Raw genomic sequence first — 14,342 nt, 5'->3', positions numbered from 1 at the left:
ATGCCGGCAAATGCGGACGGCCCGCCGGCCCCGCCCTTTTCGGCGGAGGGCCGGCAGGCCCAGGTGTATGTCCCGGCGGTGCCGGGGATCAACTGTCCGCGGGCCGCCGCCCGGGGAGTCCGACGAGGGTGACGACGGCGGTGGCGCCGAGCACGACCGCGGCGATCACCAGGCTGGCCCGCATGCCGGTCTGGAAGCCGGCCTGGTCGGCCACCAGCGCCCCGAACACCGCGACCGCGATCGCCGCGCCGATCTGGCGGATGGTGTTGAGCACGCCGGCGGCGGTGCCGGCCCGGGCCGCCTCGACGCTGCCCAGCAGCAGACCGGTCAGCGACGGGACCGCCAGCGCACCGGCGAACCCGGTCGGCACGGCCAGCAGGGCGACCAGCGCGGCCGGGGTCGACGGCGTGACGAAGAACAGCAGGATCAGGCCGACGACGGTGCCGGCCTGCCCGATCGCCATCGGCAGGCGCGGCCCGAACCGCTTGATCAGCTTCGCGGCGAAGAACAGGTTGGAGATCGCCACGAGCGCGGTCGTCGGCACGAACATCAGCCCGGCCACCAGCGGCGACTGGTGCAGCACGCCCTGGTAGTAGAGGCTGAGCAGGAAGATCGTGCCATACCACGCCACGTTGATGGCGAACCCGGCGGCGATCGAGATCGACACCGGGCGCAGCCGGAACAGCCCGAGCGGCATCGTCGGGTTGCTCTGCCGGGCCTCGATGATCAGGAACGCGACCACCGCCAGGAACGCGACGACGAACGCGGCGATCACCTCGGGCCTGGTGTAGCCCCGCGCGCCGCCCTCGATCACGCCGATGGTGAGCCCGGCCAGAGCGACGATCGCGGTGAGCTGGCCCGGGATGTCCAGCGGTGCGGGCCGCCGCGGCGACGGCTGGGTGCGGCGCAGCAGCACCAGGCCGACGATGCCGATCGGCACGTTGATGAAGAAGATGATCCGCCAGTCCCACGCACTGGTCAGCAGGCCGCCGAGGGCCGGTCCGACGGTGGTGGCGATCGCGCCGCCGGCCGTCCAGATCGCGATCGCCCGGGTCCGCCGGTCGGCGTCGTGGAACGCCTGGCGGACCAGCGCGAGCGAGGCGGGCATCGTCAGCGAGGCGGCCGCGCCCTGCACCAGCCGGGCCGCGACGAGCATCCACATGTGCGTCGCCAGCCCGCACGCGACCGAGGCCAGCGTGAACACCACCAGGCCGCCGGCGAACGCGCGGCTCGCCCCGATCCGGTCGGAGAGCGCGCCCGCGGACAGCATCAGCGCGGCGAACGTCAGGGTGTAGCCGTCCACGACCCACTGCAGCCCCGAGATGCCGCCGTCGAGATCCGCCCCGATCGCCGGCAACGCCACGTTGACGATCAACGCGTCGAGCGAGATCACGACGAACCCGAGCAGCGCCGCGGCGAGCACCGCGTTGGGCGCGACGGCCCGCTGCTCGGCCTGGGCGACCGACGCCGGGGTCGGTGGTGTGACTGTCGCCATGTTAAATCCTTCGAAGTCCCTAGGAAAAGGGTTAGTTCGATGGCCGCCAGCAGCTGGTGAGCAACCTGAGCCGACACCGATGCGTCCACCGTCAGGCCGACCGTAGCCCGCCGCCGGCCGTCGTTCCTGGGCGTGCTGCACCCCCTCTGACGCCTTGCCGCGGCCCCGTCGGCTGCCAGACTGAGAGGGTGACGAGCGGCGACAACGAGCTGGGCAGGTTCCTGCGCGCGCACCGGGCCACGGTGCGCCCCGAGGACGTCGGCCTGCCCGGCGGCGCCGGCCTGCGGCGCACGCCCGGCCTGCGCCGCGAGGAGGTGGCCACGCTCGCCGGGGTGAGCGTGGACTACTACACCCGGCTGGAGCGCGGCAAGGAGACCAGGCCCAGCCCGTCGGTGGTCGACGCGCTGGCCGGCGCGCTCCGGCTGACCCGGGACGAGCACCGGCACCTGCGCGAGCTGGTCGCGCGCGGGGCGCGCGCGGCCCGGGGCCGCGTCGCGCTGTCCCGCACCGTGCGGCCCGGCGTGCGGGCGCTGCTGGAAGCGCTGCGCCCCAACCCGGCCTACGTCGTCGGCCCGATCAACGACCTGCTCGCCGCCAACCCGTCCGGCCTGCGGCTGCTCGCCGGCATCGACGACTGGCCCGCCCGGCAGCGCAACATCGTGCGGTATGTCTTCCTCCACCCGGTCGCCCGCGGCCTGTACGAGGACTGGGACGAGATGGCCCCGGGCGTGGTGGCGCACCTGCGCGCCATGGCGGGCGAGTATGCGCAGACGCCCGAGTTCGTCCGCCTCGTCGGCGAGCTGACGGTGAGCAGCGACGAGTTCGCCCGGCTCTGGGAGCGCTATGCGGTCGACGCCCACACCGACGGCCGCAAGCGCTTCCGCCACCCGATGGTCGGCCGGCTCACCTTGGGGTACGAGGCGATGACCCTCAACGGCACGGACGGGCAGCGGCTGATCGCCTACTACGCCACCCCGGGCACCCCCGACCACGACGCCACGGTCCTGCTCGACATGGGCGACCCGTCCCGGACCAGCCGCGACACCGTCCCCCTGACCGGCTGACCCCCGGTCACCGGACCGGCAGCGCGCGTTGTAGACGATCACCCCGGTGCGCTCGCCGGCGACGACGAGCCGGACGATGCCGGACCAGAGCACGGCGCCGCAGCACATCACACGGCCGCGAGTTGACCGCGAGCTCACCGGGTGCCCGCCGCGGAGCACAGCACATTGACCAGAAGTCTCCGCGATCATGCTGTACCCGCCGCCGACACCAACGGTTTTTCATGATCACGGAGTGCTGATGTACCCCTGTGTACCTGAAGTCTCCGGGATCATGGCAAACCCGCGGTCCGGCCACGACGGGCATCATGATCACGGAGACAAACGTCCGCCTCCGGGCCAGCGAGCCAGGTCGGCGCCGATGACCGCCGAGCCCCACGCCGACCATCGACGCCCCGCTGCGGTGGCCGCCGCCCGCGCTCGCCCTCGTCTTGTGTCACATCAGGGAAGACGACCGGGAGGGCGGGGGCGGTTTCCGCTGGGCAGTGATACGGGTCACATCGACGACGATCATGCGGTCAGTCGCGGGGCAGCAGCGGGCCGAGCGGGCCGAGGTCGATGTTCAGGTCCTCGGGCTTGAGGCCGAAGTGTTCGCGCAGCTCGGCCATGTTCTCCTCCAGGGCCATCAGCGTCGCGCCGATCTCCTCGATCTGCTCGTCCGTGAGGTCACCGACGTCCACCCGGCGCAGCGCCTGCCGCTCCATGAGCTGGCGCAGCAGCTCCACGACCGTGAGCACCAGGCCGGCGAAGCCGCGCTCCACCGAGTCCCGGTCGACCTCGACGCGCCGGCCCGGCCGGCGGACCGGTTCGGCGCCGCCGTGCGGATCGTTCATCGGGCCGCGCCGTCCGGAGATGGGGCGCCGAGCGTGCCCGCCGACGACACCAGCGCCCGCAGCGAGATGTGGACCAGGTCGACGTCGGCGATCGACAGCGTGATCTCGCCGCTGATGACGACGCCGGTGGCCAGCACCCGGTCGAGCAGGTCCACCAGGGCGATCGGCTCGGTCGCGAGCGCCGAGGACGGCTGGTCCGAGGTCATCGCGGCGCTCCCTGCCGGTCCTCGTCGAGCGTGGCGAACGAGTAGGGCGGCCAGGGCCCGGTCAGCTGCAGCCGTACCGCCGAAAACCGAGCGGCCAGCGCCGAAACCGTGTCGCGGAACCGTTCCGCGCGGCCCGCGTCGACCAGGTAAGCACCGTTGAGGACCATCTGGCCCGGCTCGCCGCTCAGGCTGCGGTCCTGGGGCGGATGCCGCCGGGCCGCCGCGGCGCAGCCGGCGAGCGCGCCGTGCACCTCCTCGGCGCTCTCCGCCGCGGCCCGCTGCCGCCGCTCGCCGGCGGACAGCTCGTCGCGCCGCCGGCGCAGGTAGGCCGCCCCCGGTCCGGACCGCTCCCCGGCCGCGGGCGCCGGCGCGGGCTCGGCGGGCTCCGGCCGGTCCGCGGTGAATGCCTTGACGCCCCATTCGGTACGCCCGGCGACCCGCTCCAGCACCGTGACGAAGTCGTCGTGCCGCTCGGCCAGCGCGGCCCGGACCCGCGCGTCGTCCAGGTACACGGTGCCGAGCCGGGCCGGGACCACGGGGCCGTGCCGGCCGACGGCGTCGACGACACCGTGGTGCGCGCGGGCCACCGCCTCCAGCCAGGCCAGGTTCTCCAGGTTGCGGCGCATCGGCTCGGCGCCGAACTCGTCGAGCCCGACCGAGCTGACCACGGCCGCCAGCCCGGCCGCCTCGACCGCGCGCAGCGGCCCGCCGCCGACCCCGCTCAGGCCGGCGAGCGCGCCCGGATCGAGGTCCCGGGCCACGGCGTGCAGCCAGACACCGTCGTCGTCAGTCACGGCGCTCTCGCACGCGTTCTTCGTCACGTTCGGCGGTGTACTGCCGGGACCGCCGCCGCGGAGCCGCCAAAGCCTCGGGCTCCTCGTCCCGCTCGGCCGCGCGCCGGCGGGAGCGGCGCTCGGGGGCGGCCAACGCCTCGGGCTCCTCCTCCGCGGGCTCGAGCTGCGGACGGGCGCGGGAGGAGAGCCACGGGTCGTGCTCCCACCAGTCGATGCCCATCTGCCGGGCGGTGTCCACCGAGGCGACCACCAGCCGCAGCTTGATCGTGAGCAGCTCGATGTCGAGCAGGCTGATCCGGATGTCGCCGACGATCACGATGCCGCGGTCGAGCACCCGCTCGAGAATGTCGCCGAGGTTCGCCGGCTCGTGGCCGGTCGAGACCGCACCGGAGGTCTTTCCGACGACGGATCCCTGCTGCTGCCGCGCGATGCTCATGTCAGGCCACCTCGCTGACGTCGCCCTTGCCCCGGGAGTACCGCCGGATCCGATGGAACTCCAGCAGCTGCCCGTCCTCGTCGAGCCGGGTGCGGTACAGGCCGAGCATGTCGCTGGAGGACGGGATGCGGCTGTCCTCGAGGACCTCGACCTCGACCGTCCAGCCGTCGTCGGCCCGCTCCAGCGACGTGACGCCCAGCGCCCGCTTGCCGGTGAGCCCGGAGATACGGCCGAGAATGTCCCTCGCGATGTCGTCGGGCAACGGCTCCCGCGGATACGACCGCCGGCCGGTGCGCGCCTCCGCCACCTGGCCCACCCCCTCTCGTCAGCCGGCTCCGCCCGATCGCCGGAACAGCCGGTCGAGCAGCTCCTGCTGCCGCTCGGCCGCCTCCTCCGCGGAGATCAGGTCCGCCGCCCGGGCCTCGTCGAGCTCCTCGAGCTGCCGCCGGATCGCCGCCGGGTCGTACAGCTGATGCTCGGCCTGGTCGCGCAGCACGCCGCCGAGCCAGACGACACCGCGCACCGGCGCCAGCGGCAGGGTCAGGATCCCCGAGATCAGGCCCACCGCTCACTCCCCCGGCCGCATGGTCGAGACGAAGTCGTACGCCGCCAACGGCCCCAGCAGCCGCAGCCGGACCTTCCCGTCCCAGTCCCCGGCCACGCCCTCCAGGGCCTTGACGAGCTCCCCCTCGTGGGCGGTCTCGACCAGCGCGGCGACGTTGCCCGCGTCGAGCTCGTGCGACGGCTCGCGCTCGCTCACCGCGACCGCGTGCTGGTTGAGCACTTCGACCAGGGTCCGGGTGGCCGTCCGCCGCTGGGCCTCGATCGCCTGGTTGACGATCTCGCCGAGCCGCATGCGCTCGTTGCGGGTGGCCTCCTCCGGCTTGCCGCGGATCGCCCCCCGCAGCCGGGCCACCTCCGGGTTCTCCCGGACGGCCTCGTTCAGTACCGCTTCCTCGACGAAACGACCCTTGACGATGTACTCGGCGTGGCCGTCCAGCTCGTCCAGGGCCTGCTTGAACTTGTCGTGGTGGGGCTCGAGGAACTCGTCGACCACCGCGCCGGCGCCGGCCACCACCGCGCCGAACCGGATCGGCAGCACCGGCACCTCGGCCGCGGTGGCGTCCAGGAGGCGCTCGTGGGCCACGAGGTCGTCCGGCCGGCCCAGCGGGCGATCGGCGTCGATCTCGCTCACCAGCGCGGCGATCTCACGGTGCCGGATCAGCTGCACGGGCAAGGGCGGATCCCCCAAGCCGCGCGCCTCGGGGTCCACCTCGACGTCGGCGGGCACGACGGCGTACACGTACTCAGCGGCAGACATCTCACTCCTCCTCGTCCCGGCGGCCGCGGCGGGACGGCTCCTTGCGATCACCGAGCAGGTCCTTCAACGTCTCGCCGGTGCTCTCCAGCGCTCCCTCCAGGGCGCCCTTCGTCTTGCGCTTGGCGCCGCCCTGCTCCAGGCCACCCACGAGCTCGGGCAGCCCCTGCTTGTCTTCGGCGATGTCCAGCCGGTTGACCGCCTCCGCGAAGCGCAGGTACGTGTCGACGCTCGCCACCACGATCCGGGCGTCGATGGTCAGCAGCTCGATGCCGACCAGCGACACGCGCACGAACGCGTCGATGACCAGCCCTTTGTCCAGAATCGTGTCGATGACGTCGGCCAGCGTGCCCGCGGACGGGCGTTCCAGCGCGCCACCGCCGGCCGGCTGCACAGCCGTGGTCATGGCGTCACTCCTCCCGTGCCCGGGCCTTCGGCCGCCGCCTCGGCGGCGATGCCGGCTCTTCCTCGGGCTCTTCCTCTTCCTCGAAGGCTTCCTCCGAAGGCTCTTCCTCCGAAGGCTCTTCCTCCGGACGCTCTTCCTCCTCCGCGGGAGCGCCTTCCCGCTCCTGTTCCTCGGAGAGGGCGGTCTCGTGGTCCTTGACCACCTCGCCGTCGCGGATCTCGCCCCGCCAGCCCTCGACCTCGTCCGGGTTGAGAATCGTGCGGGTCATGACGTGCCGCCGGTAGTGCTTGAACTCCAGCCGCGCCCGGCGCCCCTGGGCCCGCCAGATGTTCCCGGTCTGCTCGAACAGGCCCTGCGGGTGGTACTCCAGCACCAGCAGGACGCGGGTCAGGTTCGGCGCCAGCTCGTGGAAGGTCACCGCGCCGTCGACGCGCCCCTTCGGCGCTTCCGAGCGCCAGACGATGCAGTAGTCCGGCACCTGCTGGACGATGGTCGCCTTCCACTCCCGGTGCGACCAGAAGACCTGCGCCTTCCAGTTGCTCCGCTCGTCGGACTCCCGCTTGACGTTCTCCAGCTTCTTGGTGAAGGACGGGAAGTCCTCGTACTGCGTCCACACGTTGTAGGCGACCCGCACCGGCACCCCGACGTCGAGCGTCTCCACGATGTTGGTGACCTTACGGTTGAAGTCCTTCTTCGCGCCTCCGCCGCCGCCCTTGCCGAACAGGCCCTTGACCTTCTCCTTCAGGCCGGCGAACCCGCCGCTGGCCGCCGCCGCGACCGGCGAGCGCCCCTCGGCCATCTGCTTCGCGCCCGTCGCGGCCGCGATCAGGCCGGTGTTGCCGGTGCCCTTCGCGTACTCGGTGAGCCGGTCGGTCACCGACCCGATCCGGTCACCGACCGAGGACAGCACCCGCTCCCCGGCGGCCGAGGCCAGACTGCGCGCCGCGTCCCTCAGCAGCCCGCCGGCCAGCCCGCCGGCTCCCTGCTTCGCCGCCATCGCGCATCACCCGCCCCGCCGCCGCACCGGCGGCCGCGATCCGGTCTCGGGACGCGACCGGGCGACCCGCGCCGGCTCCTCTTCGTAGTCCTCGTCCTCTTCGTCTTCCTCCTCCCGCGCGGCCGGGCGCCGCCGGCGAGGACGCTCTTCCTCCGCTTCTTCCGGCTCTTCCGGCTCCTCCCGCGCGGCCGGGCGCCGCCGGCGAGGACGCTCTTCCTCCGGCTCCTCCTCGGGCTTGCGCAACAGGTCGGCGCGGTCGCGGAGCTTGCCGGTGACCGAGTCGATCTGCCCGGTGACGGCGGTCCGGGCGGCGTCCTTGGCCGCGGAGACCAGCGGGCCGCCCAGGTCGGTGAGTCGCTTCAGCTCCGAGGAGCCGCCAAGGGTCTTCAGCCCTCGCTGCAGGATGTCGCCCGGCCCGCTGATCCGCCCGGCGGCCGCCGCGGCCCCCAGCAGGATCGCCCACCGCAGCTTGCGCCGGCGGCCGAGGGCGTAACCCACCCCGGCGGCGAGCAACATCTGCGTTCGGCAGTTCATGTTCCCTCCTTCCGCCCCGGAGCCGACGGCCACGCCACCATCCGGTACCTGGCCGAAATCAACCGCATCCGAGGGGTACTGCAGCACTGCCCGAACCGCCCGGGCTACCCGGCGCGGAGGAGGCGAAACCCCCCGAAGCCCGGTGCGGGGTCAGCCCTTGACACCCGAGGCGGCCACGCCGCGGACGAAGAAGCGCTGAAAGACGATGAAGACGACGGCGACCGGGATGATGGTCAGGATCGAGCCGGCCATCATCACCGGATAGTCGTAGCTCTGCCCGCCCGCGCCGCCGCGGCCCAGGGTCGACAGGCCGAACGGCAGCGTCCACAGCGACGGGTTGGCCCGGACCACGATGAGTGGCAGCAGGAACTCGTTCCACACGCCCTGGAAGGACAGGATGGTCAGGGTCAGCAGCGCCGGGCGGGCCAGCGGCAGCACGATGTGCCAGTAGGCGCCGAAGATCGAGGCGCCGTCGATGCGGGCCGCCTCCTCCAGCTCCCGGGGCAGCTCCACGAAGAACTGGCGCATCAGGAAGATGCCCATCGCGTCCACGGCCAGCGGCAGGACGAGGCCGGTGTAGGAGTTGAGCAGCGACAGCTCCTTGAGCACCAGGAACCGGGGCACGGTGAGGACAATGGGCGGTACCGCCAAAACGGAAACCACGCCGGCGAAGACCAGGCCCCGGCCGCGCCACTGCAGGCGGGCCAGGGCATAGCCGGCGAGGGAGTCCAGGAAGACCCGGCCGAGGGTGGCCAGGACGGTGACGAGGATCGAGTTGAACGTCCACAGTGGAAAGTCGCTGTGCAGGAGCACGTCGGACCAGGCGCGCAGGTCCGGATGTCGCGGCCATGGTACGACCGGATGCGCCGCCACCTCGGGGCGGGACTTGAACGAGGTGGCCAGTGACAGCACGAACGGGTAGATGAAGATGACCGCGAAGACGGTCAGCAGCAGCCGGCGCAGCATCACCGCTCCTTGCGCAGCACCAGCCGCTGCAGGCCGGTGAAGACGAGAATGATGACGAACACGATGAACGCGATCGCGGCGGCGCGGCCCATCGCGGAGTTCTGGAAGCCTTCGCGGTAGACCAGGTACGCCGGGGTCAGCGTGGTCTTCTGCGGCCCGCCCGCGGTCATGGCGTACACCTGGTCGAACACCTGCCAGGTGCCGATCAGCCCCAGGGTCACCACGAGGAACAGCGTCGGGCGGAGCAGCGGCAGGGTGACCTTCCAGAACAGCTGGCGGCGCGAGGCGCCGTCGACGGCGGCCGCCTCCTCGAGCTCGACCGGGATGTTCTGCAGGCCGGCCAGGAACATGAGCATGAAGGTGCCGGTCGTGGTCCAGGTCGCGAGGATCATGACGGAGGTGAGCGCCACGCTGGGGCCGGACAGCCAGTCCCACCACGACAGGTCGAGGAACTCGTGCCGCAGCGGGCCCGGCGGGGCGTCGACGCCGGCCCCGCGCAGCAGCAGGTGGATCAGGCCGTCGGAGTCGTCGAGCCAGACCAGGCCGACCTTGCCGGGCAGCAGCGCGGACAGCACCGTGTTGACCACGCCGGACGGGCTGAACAGGAACACGAAGATGAACGCGACCGCGATCGAGCTGGTCACCGAGGGGAAGTAGAACGCGGTGCGGAAGAACGTGCGGCCGCGCAGCAGCTTCGCGTTGACCGCGACCGCGAGCACGAGGGCCAGGAAGGTCTGCGCCGGCACGACGCCGAGCACGTAGTAGAGGTTGTTGCGCAGGCTCTTGGCGAAGTCGCCGCGCACGATCCCGGTCTGCGTCAGCAGGTCCTGATAGTTGGCCGGGCCGACCGGCGTGGAGCCGGACAGCGGGGTCAGGCCGCTCCAGTCCCGGAAGCTCACCCAGAGCGCGAGCAGGATCGGCGCGACCATGAACAGGCCCAGCCCGATGAGGGCGGGCGACACGAACAGCCAGCCGGCCAGTCCCTGCCGCCCGCGGATCGAACGCATCAGCGCAGCACCGACTCGCCGGCCTGCTGCGTGCCGGTCACCACCTCGTCGACCTGCTTGTTGCCCTTGGCCAGGCCCTGGATGCCGTCGGTGAGGGTGTCGACGACGGTGCTGAAGCCGGGCACGAAGACCGACTTCTTGGCGTAGTCGCCGCCGGAGACGAAGGCCTTGAGCTCCGGCTTGCCGGCCAGCCACTTGTCGGCCAGCGACTTGCGCGAGGGCATGACCGGGAACTCCTTGGTGACCGCGAACTGCTCGTCGGGCGAGGTGAGGAACTTGACGAAGTCGAGGGCGGCGGCCTTGTGCTGCGAGGCCTTGGCCACGCCGTAGCAGACGGAGAACGACATGGTGCCCTTGCCGGCCGGGCCGGCGGGCAGCTCGGCGACGGCGTACTTGACGCCGGGGAAGTCGTTCTTCATCGCGCCGACGATCCAGTTGCCCTCGATCGTCATCGAGGTGAGGCCCTTGCCCAGCGCCTCGCCGCCCCAGCCGGCGCCGACCGCCGCGGGGGTGCCGAACCAGCCGGCCTTGTGGTTGTCGGCGACGTACTGCAGCGCGGTGCGCATCTGCGGGGTGTCCATCGTCATCTTGGTGACGGCGTCGTCGGTCGGCCAGGCGCCGGCCTGGGCCATGAACACGCCCCAGCGGTAGAACTCCGGGTTGAGCACCAGGCCGGGGTGGCCGGGCTTGGTGAGCTGCTTCGCGGCGGCGGTGAGCGCGTCCCAGGTGGTCGGCGGCTGCAGCCCGGCGGCGGTGAAGTCGGCGGTGTTGTAGACCAGCTGCAGCGTCGAGAAGTCCTTCGGGGCGCAGTAGTAGGTGCCCTGGTAGGTGAACGACTGCTTCAGCGTGTCGTAGAAGTCGCCGGGGTTGTCGACCTTGTCGCCGATCGGCTCCAGGGCGCCGTTCTTGCCCAGGTCGGGCAGCTTGTTGTCGTTGACGTAGAACACGTCGGGCGGCTGGCCGCCGGCCAGCGCCGTGGTCAGCGCGGTGTCGTACTCGGGCAGGACCTTGAGCTCGACGGTGTTGCGGCCCTGCTGGTTGTAGTCGTCGACGGCCTTGCGCAGCACCGAGTCCTCGGCGGGGGACGAGGAGAACGCGAACATGGTCAGTTTGGCGCCGCTCGCTTCGCCCTGGGTACCACTGCCGTCGTCACCGCAGGCGGCGGTGGCGAACGTGCCGATGAGCAGCAGGGCCAAAACACTCGAGATTCTGGGCACGGGTCGCTCCAAGGGGGTGTCAGAGTGGGTAGCTGGACCCCCGGACGATCAGCTCGGGGCTCAGCAGCCGGACGGCCGGCGGGCCGTTCAGCAGGGCGTCGATCATGGCGTGGCCCACGGCCTCGATGGGCTGGCGGACGCTGGAGAGGCCGAGGACGGCGGCGGTCCGGGTGTCGTCGAAGCCGACGACCGCGAGCCGGGCGCCGCGCTCGCGGGCCAGGGACAGCACCCCGGCGGCGAGCGTGTCGGTGGCGGCGACGACGGCGGTCGGCGGGTCGGGCGCGTCGAGCAGCCGGGCGGCGAGCCGGGCGCCGGTGGCGACGGAGTCCTCGCCGCGCAGGTCGGGGCCGGGCAGCAGGTCGGCGGCGTCGAGCGTCGAGCGCCAGCCCTCCCACCGGCGGTCGCCGACGTCGGTGCCCTTCGGGTAGCCGGCGAAGGCGATCCGGCGGTGGCCGGCCTCGACCAGGTGACGGGTCGCGGCGGCGGTGCCGGCGGCGTTGTCGACGTCGACCCAGGGGTGGCCGTCGTCGGCGCCGGTGCGGCCGAAGGCGGCGAACGGGACCCGGTGCTCGAGCAGTGCGGGCGGGCGCGGGTCGCCGGCGTGCAGGCCGTAGAGCACGACGCCGTCGATCGCGCCGGCGCGGTGCAGCGCGACCGCGTTGGCGGCCTCGTCGCGCGGGTCGTCGGCGGTGTAGAGCAGCAGGTGGTGGTCCTCGGCCCGGCCGGCGTCGGCGAGGGCGTGCAGGAGCCGGTCGTGGATGCTGCCGAGGGCGTGCGGGTGGACCGGCTCGATCCGGTAGCCGATCATGCGGGAGGTCGAGGCGCGCAGCCCCTGGGCGAGGCGGTTGGGCCGGTAGCCGAGCTTGGCGATGGCCGCCTCCACCCGCTCCCGGGTCTCCGGCCGGACCCGCTCGGGCGCGTTGAGCACGTTGGAGACGGTCTGCCGGGACACCCCGGCCTCCCGCGCCACGTCCTCGACGGTGGGCTGCACAATCGCTCCCCGATGTCGTAAGGTGCTTCGAGTTGAACGTTCAAATCTGGCGCAAGGCCGCGTTTGAACGTTCAACTCCGGATGTCGGGACAGTCTCACTCCCCCGTCGGCTTGTCAAGAGGTAGCCCATGGCCCAGCCGTACCTGCACGAGCACGTCACGTGCGTCGCCGCCCCCGCGACCTGGCTCTCCGGCCCGTCCGGCGACCTCGCCGGCGACCCGGACGGGCTCTACGTCGAGGACCGCCGGATCCTCGCCCGGCTCGCGGTGACCGTCGCCGGCCGGCCCGCGGTCCCGATCGGCGCGCGCCGCACCGGCGCGGGCGCGGCGGAGTTCACCGGGGTCCTGCGCCACCTCGGCGACGACGGGCCGGACCCGACCGTCACGCTCACCCGGTCCCGGCTGGCCGGGCCGCTCGGCGGCACCGAGACGCTCACCCTGTCCAACGCCTCCCACGGCACGCTCACCGTCGTCGTGGAGGTGGCCGCCGCCACCGACTTCGCCCGGATGGGCGCGGTCAAGGACGGCCGCACCGGCGGGCTGTCCATGGCGGACCTCGGGCCGGGCGACACCGCGGGTGACGGCGGTGCGGCGGTGCGCCTCGAGGCGAGCCCCGCTCCGGCCGGGCCGGGGCTGCGCTGGGCGGTGACGCTTCCGCCGCACCAGACATGGAGCGCCCGGCTGACCTTCACCCGCACCGGCCTGACCGTCCCGCCGCCGCCCGGCCCGCCCGCCGGGCTGCGGGTCGACGCCGGCGACCGGCGGCTGGACCGCCTGGTGCGCACCGGCGTCGAGGACCTGGCGGCGCTGCGCCGCGCCGACGGGCCCGACGTCTACTACACCGCGGGCAGCCCGTGGTACTTGACGCTGTTCGGCCGCGACTCGCTCTGGGCGGCCCGGCTCGGCCTGCCGCTGGGCACCGAGGTCGCGGCCGGCACGCTGCGCGCCCTGGCCCGCCGGCAGGGTGTGCGGCACGACCCGGACACCGACGAGGAGCCGGGCAAGATCCTGCACGAGGTGCGGCCGGCCGACGCCGCCTACCACCTCCCGCCGGTGTACTACGGCACCGTCGACGCGACCGCGCTGTGGGTGAGCACGCTCGCCGACGCCTACCGCTGGGGCATGCCGGCCGCCGAGGTGGAGGCGCTGCTGCCCACCGTCGAGCGGGCCCTGGCCTGGCTCGGCGGGCACGACGGGTTCGTGGTGTACCGCTCCACCGGCAAGGGCCTGACCAACCACGGCTGGAAGGACTCCGGCGACGGCGTCCAGCACGCCGACGGGCGGCTCGCCACCGGCCCGCTGGCGCTGAGCGAGGTCCAGGGGTACGCCTACCGCGCCGCCCTCGACGGCGCCGCCCTGCTCGACGCCTTCGGCCGCCCGGGCGCGCCGCGCTGGCGGGCATGGGCGGCCGAGCTCGCGCGGCGGTTCCGGGCGGCGTTCTGGTGCCCGGGCGGCTACCCGGCGATCGCGCTGGACGGCGCGGGGGCGCAGGTGGACAGCGTGGCCTCGAACATGGGCCATCTGCTGGGCACCGGCCTGCTCGACCCGCGGGAGAGCGCCGCGGTCGCCGGCCACCTGGCGAAGCTGCGCTCGCCCTACGGCATCCGCACCGTCGCGCCGTCGTCGGCCGGCTACAACGTCCTGTCGTACCACCTCGGCTCGGTCTGGCCGCACGACACCGCCATCGCCCTGCTCGGCCTGGTCCGCGACGGGCACCGGGAGGAGGCGGCCGCGGTGGTGCGCGCGCTGCTCGACGCCGGTGAGCGCTTCGACTTCCGGCTGCCCGAGCTGTACTCGGGCGACGACGCGGCGACGGCGTACCCGGCCGCCTGCCGCCCGCAGGCGTGGGCCGCGGCGGCCGGCCCGGCGCTGCTCACCGCGCTGCTCGGGCTCGAGCCCGACGCGCCGGCCGGGGTGGTCACGCTGGCGCCCCTGGCGCCCTCGCCGGTCGGCGCCTACCGGGTGCGCGGCCTGCGCATCGCCGGCGGCGAGCTGGACGTCGGCGTCACGGCCGACGGCTCGGTCACCGTCCACAGTGGACCGTCCGGGCTGCGGATCCGGCCGTCCGTCGCGGGCCCGTAA

At 73.1% G+C, this 14,342-nt stretch carries 17 protein-coding genes; 2 read left to right on the top strand and 15 right to left on the bottom strand.

Annotated elements, in window-relative coordinates; translation table 11 throughout:
- Positions 1-88: 88 nt before the first annotated feature.
- Positions 89-1,495, bottom strand: a complete 1,407-nt coding sequence (locus ACQPXD_RS17500) for an MFS transporter (protein WP_432839661.1) — start codon at positions 1,493-1,495, stop codon at positions 89-91.
- A 188-nt stretch (positions 1,496-1,683) separates the two neighbouring features.
- On the opposite strand from ACQPXD_RS17500, the gene ACQPXD_RS17495 reads away from it, so the two are divergent.
- On the top strand, positions 1,684-2,559 hold the full coding sequence (locus ACQPXD_RS17495) for a helix-turn-helix transcriptional regulator (protein WP_432839659.1): 876 nt from the start codon (positions 1,684-1,686) through the stop codon (positions 2,557-2,559).
- 515 nt (positions 2,560-3,074) lie between these two features.
- Here ACQPXD_RS17495 and ACQPXD_RS17490 read toward each other — a convergent pair.
- The 14 genes from ACQPXD_RS17490 to ACQPXD_RS17425 form a co-directional block, all read right to left on the bottom strand.
- On the bottom strand, positions 3,075-3,389 hold the full coding sequence (locus tag ACQPXD_RS17490; protein ID WP_432839657.1) for a gas vesicle protein K: 315 nt from the start codon (positions 3,387-3,389) through the stop codon (positions 3,075-3,077).
- A complete protein-coding gene (locus ACQPXD_RS17485; RefSeq protein WP_432839655.1) occupies positions 3,386-3,595 on the bottom strand; it encodes a gas vesicle protein in 210 nt (69 codons plus the stop codon). The genes ACQPXD_RS17490 and ACQPXD_RS17485 overlap by 4 nt, the downstream gene beginning before the upstream one ends.
- On the bottom strand, positions 3,592-4,389 hold the full coding sequence (locus tag ACQPXD_RS17480) for a GvpL/GvpF family gas vesicle protein (protein ID WP_432839653.1): 798 nt from the start codon (positions 4,387-4,389) through the stop codon (positions 3,592-3,594). The genes ACQPXD_RS17485 and ACQPXD_RS17480 overlap by 4 nt, the downstream gene beginning before the upstream one ends.
- On the bottom strand, positions 4,382-4,825 hold the full coding sequence (locus ACQPXD_RS17475; RefSeq protein ID WP_432839651.1) for a gas vesicle protein: 444 nt from the start codon (positions 4,823-4,825) through the stop codon (positions 4,382-4,384). The genes ACQPXD_RS17480 and ACQPXD_RS17475 overlap by 8 nt, the downstream gene beginning before the upstream one ends.
- A 1-nt stretch (position 4,826) precedes the next feature.
- The gene (gene gvpO, locus ACQPXD_RS17470) at positions 4,827-5,141 is read right to left on the bottom strand and encodes a gas vesicle protein GvpO (RefSeq protein WP_432839649.1); all 315 of its coding nucleotides are present in this window, start codon (positions 5,139-5,141) and stop codon (positions 4,827-4,829) included.
- A 9-nt stretch (positions 5,142-5,150) separates the two neighbouring features.
- Positions 5,151-5,390 carry a gas vesicle protein GvpG gene (locus tag ACQPXD_RS17465; protein ID WP_432839647.1) on the bottom strand — a complete coding sequence of 80 codons (240 nt, stop codon included), beginning with the start codon at positions 5,388-5,390 and terminating at the stop codon, positions 5,151-5,153.
- 3 nt (positions 5,391-5,393) lie between these two features.
- Positions 5,394-6,146, bottom strand: coding sequence for a GvpL/GvpF family gas vesicle protein (locus ACQPXD_RS17460; protein WP_432839645.1), 753 nt, complete (start codon positions 6,144-6,146; stop codon positions 5,394-5,396).
- Position 6,147: 1 nt separating this feature from the next.
- A complete protein-coding gene (locus ACQPXD_RS17455; RefSeq protein ID WP_432839643.1) occupies positions 6,148-6,549 on the bottom strand; it encodes a gas vesicle structural protein GvpA in 402 nt (133 codons plus the stop codon).
- Between the two features lie 4 nt (positions 6,550-6,553).
- A complete protein-coding gene (locus tag ACQPXD_RS17450; RefSeq protein WP_432839641.1) occupies positions 6,554-7,546 on the bottom strand; it encodes an SRPBCC family protein in 993 nt (330 codons plus the stop codon).
- A gap of 6 nt (positions 7,547-7,552) precedes the next feature.
- The gene (locus ACQPXD_RS17445) at positions 7,553-8,080 is read right to left on the bottom strand and encodes a hypothetical protein (protein ID WP_432839639.1); all 528 of its coding nucleotides are present in this window, start codon (positions 8,078-8,080) and stop codon (positions 7,553-7,555) included.
- 150 nt (positions 8,081-8,230) lie between these two features.
- The gene (locus ACQPXD_RS17440; RefSeq protein ID WP_432839637.1) at positions 8,231-9,046 is read right to left on the bottom strand and encodes a carbohydrate ABC transporter permease; all 816 of its coding nucleotides are present in this window, start codon (positions 9,044-9,046) and stop codon (positions 8,231-8,233) included.
- Positions 9,046-10,053, bottom strand: coding sequence for a carbohydrate ABC transporter permease (locus ACQPXD_RS17435; protein ID WP_432839635.1), 1,008 nt, complete (start codon positions 10,051-10,053; stop codon positions 9,046-9,048). Before ACQPXD_RS17435 ends, ACQPXD_RS17440 begins: the two co-directional genes overlap by 1 nt.
- On the bottom strand, positions 10,053-11,270 hold the full coding sequence (locus ACQPXD_RS17430; RefSeq protein WP_432839633.1) for a sugar ABC transporter substrate-binding protein: 1,218 nt from the start codon (positions 11,268-11,270) through the stop codon (positions 10,053-10,055). Before ACQPXD_RS17430 ends, ACQPXD_RS17435 begins: the two co-directional genes overlap by 1 nt.
- Positions 11,271-11,289: 19 nt before the next feature.
- Positions 11,290-12,261: a LacI family DNA-binding transcriptional regulator gene (locus tag ACQPXD_RS17425; protein WP_432839631.1), complete on the bottom strand. Its 972-nt coding sequence runs from the start codon at positions 12,259-12,261 to the stop codon at positions 11,290-11,292.
- A gap of 128 nt (positions 12,262-12,389) precedes the next feature.
- Here ACQPXD_RS17425 and ACQPXD_RS17420 point away from each other — a divergent pair, with 128 nt between their 5' ends.
- Positions 12,390-14,342 (top strand): glycogen debranching N-terminal domain-containing protein, encoded by a 1,953-nt coding sequence (locus tag ACQPXD_RS17420; RefSeq protein WP_432839629.1) that lies wholly within the window; start codon positions 12,390-12,392, stop codon positions 14,340-14,342.

The organism is Dactylosporangium sp. CA-092794 (assembly GCF_050948465.1).
GTDB lineage: Bacteria > Actinomycetota > Actinomycetes > Mycobacteriales > Micromonosporaceae > Dactylosporangium.
This window is presented reverse-complemented; position numbering and strand designations above follow the sequence as displayed.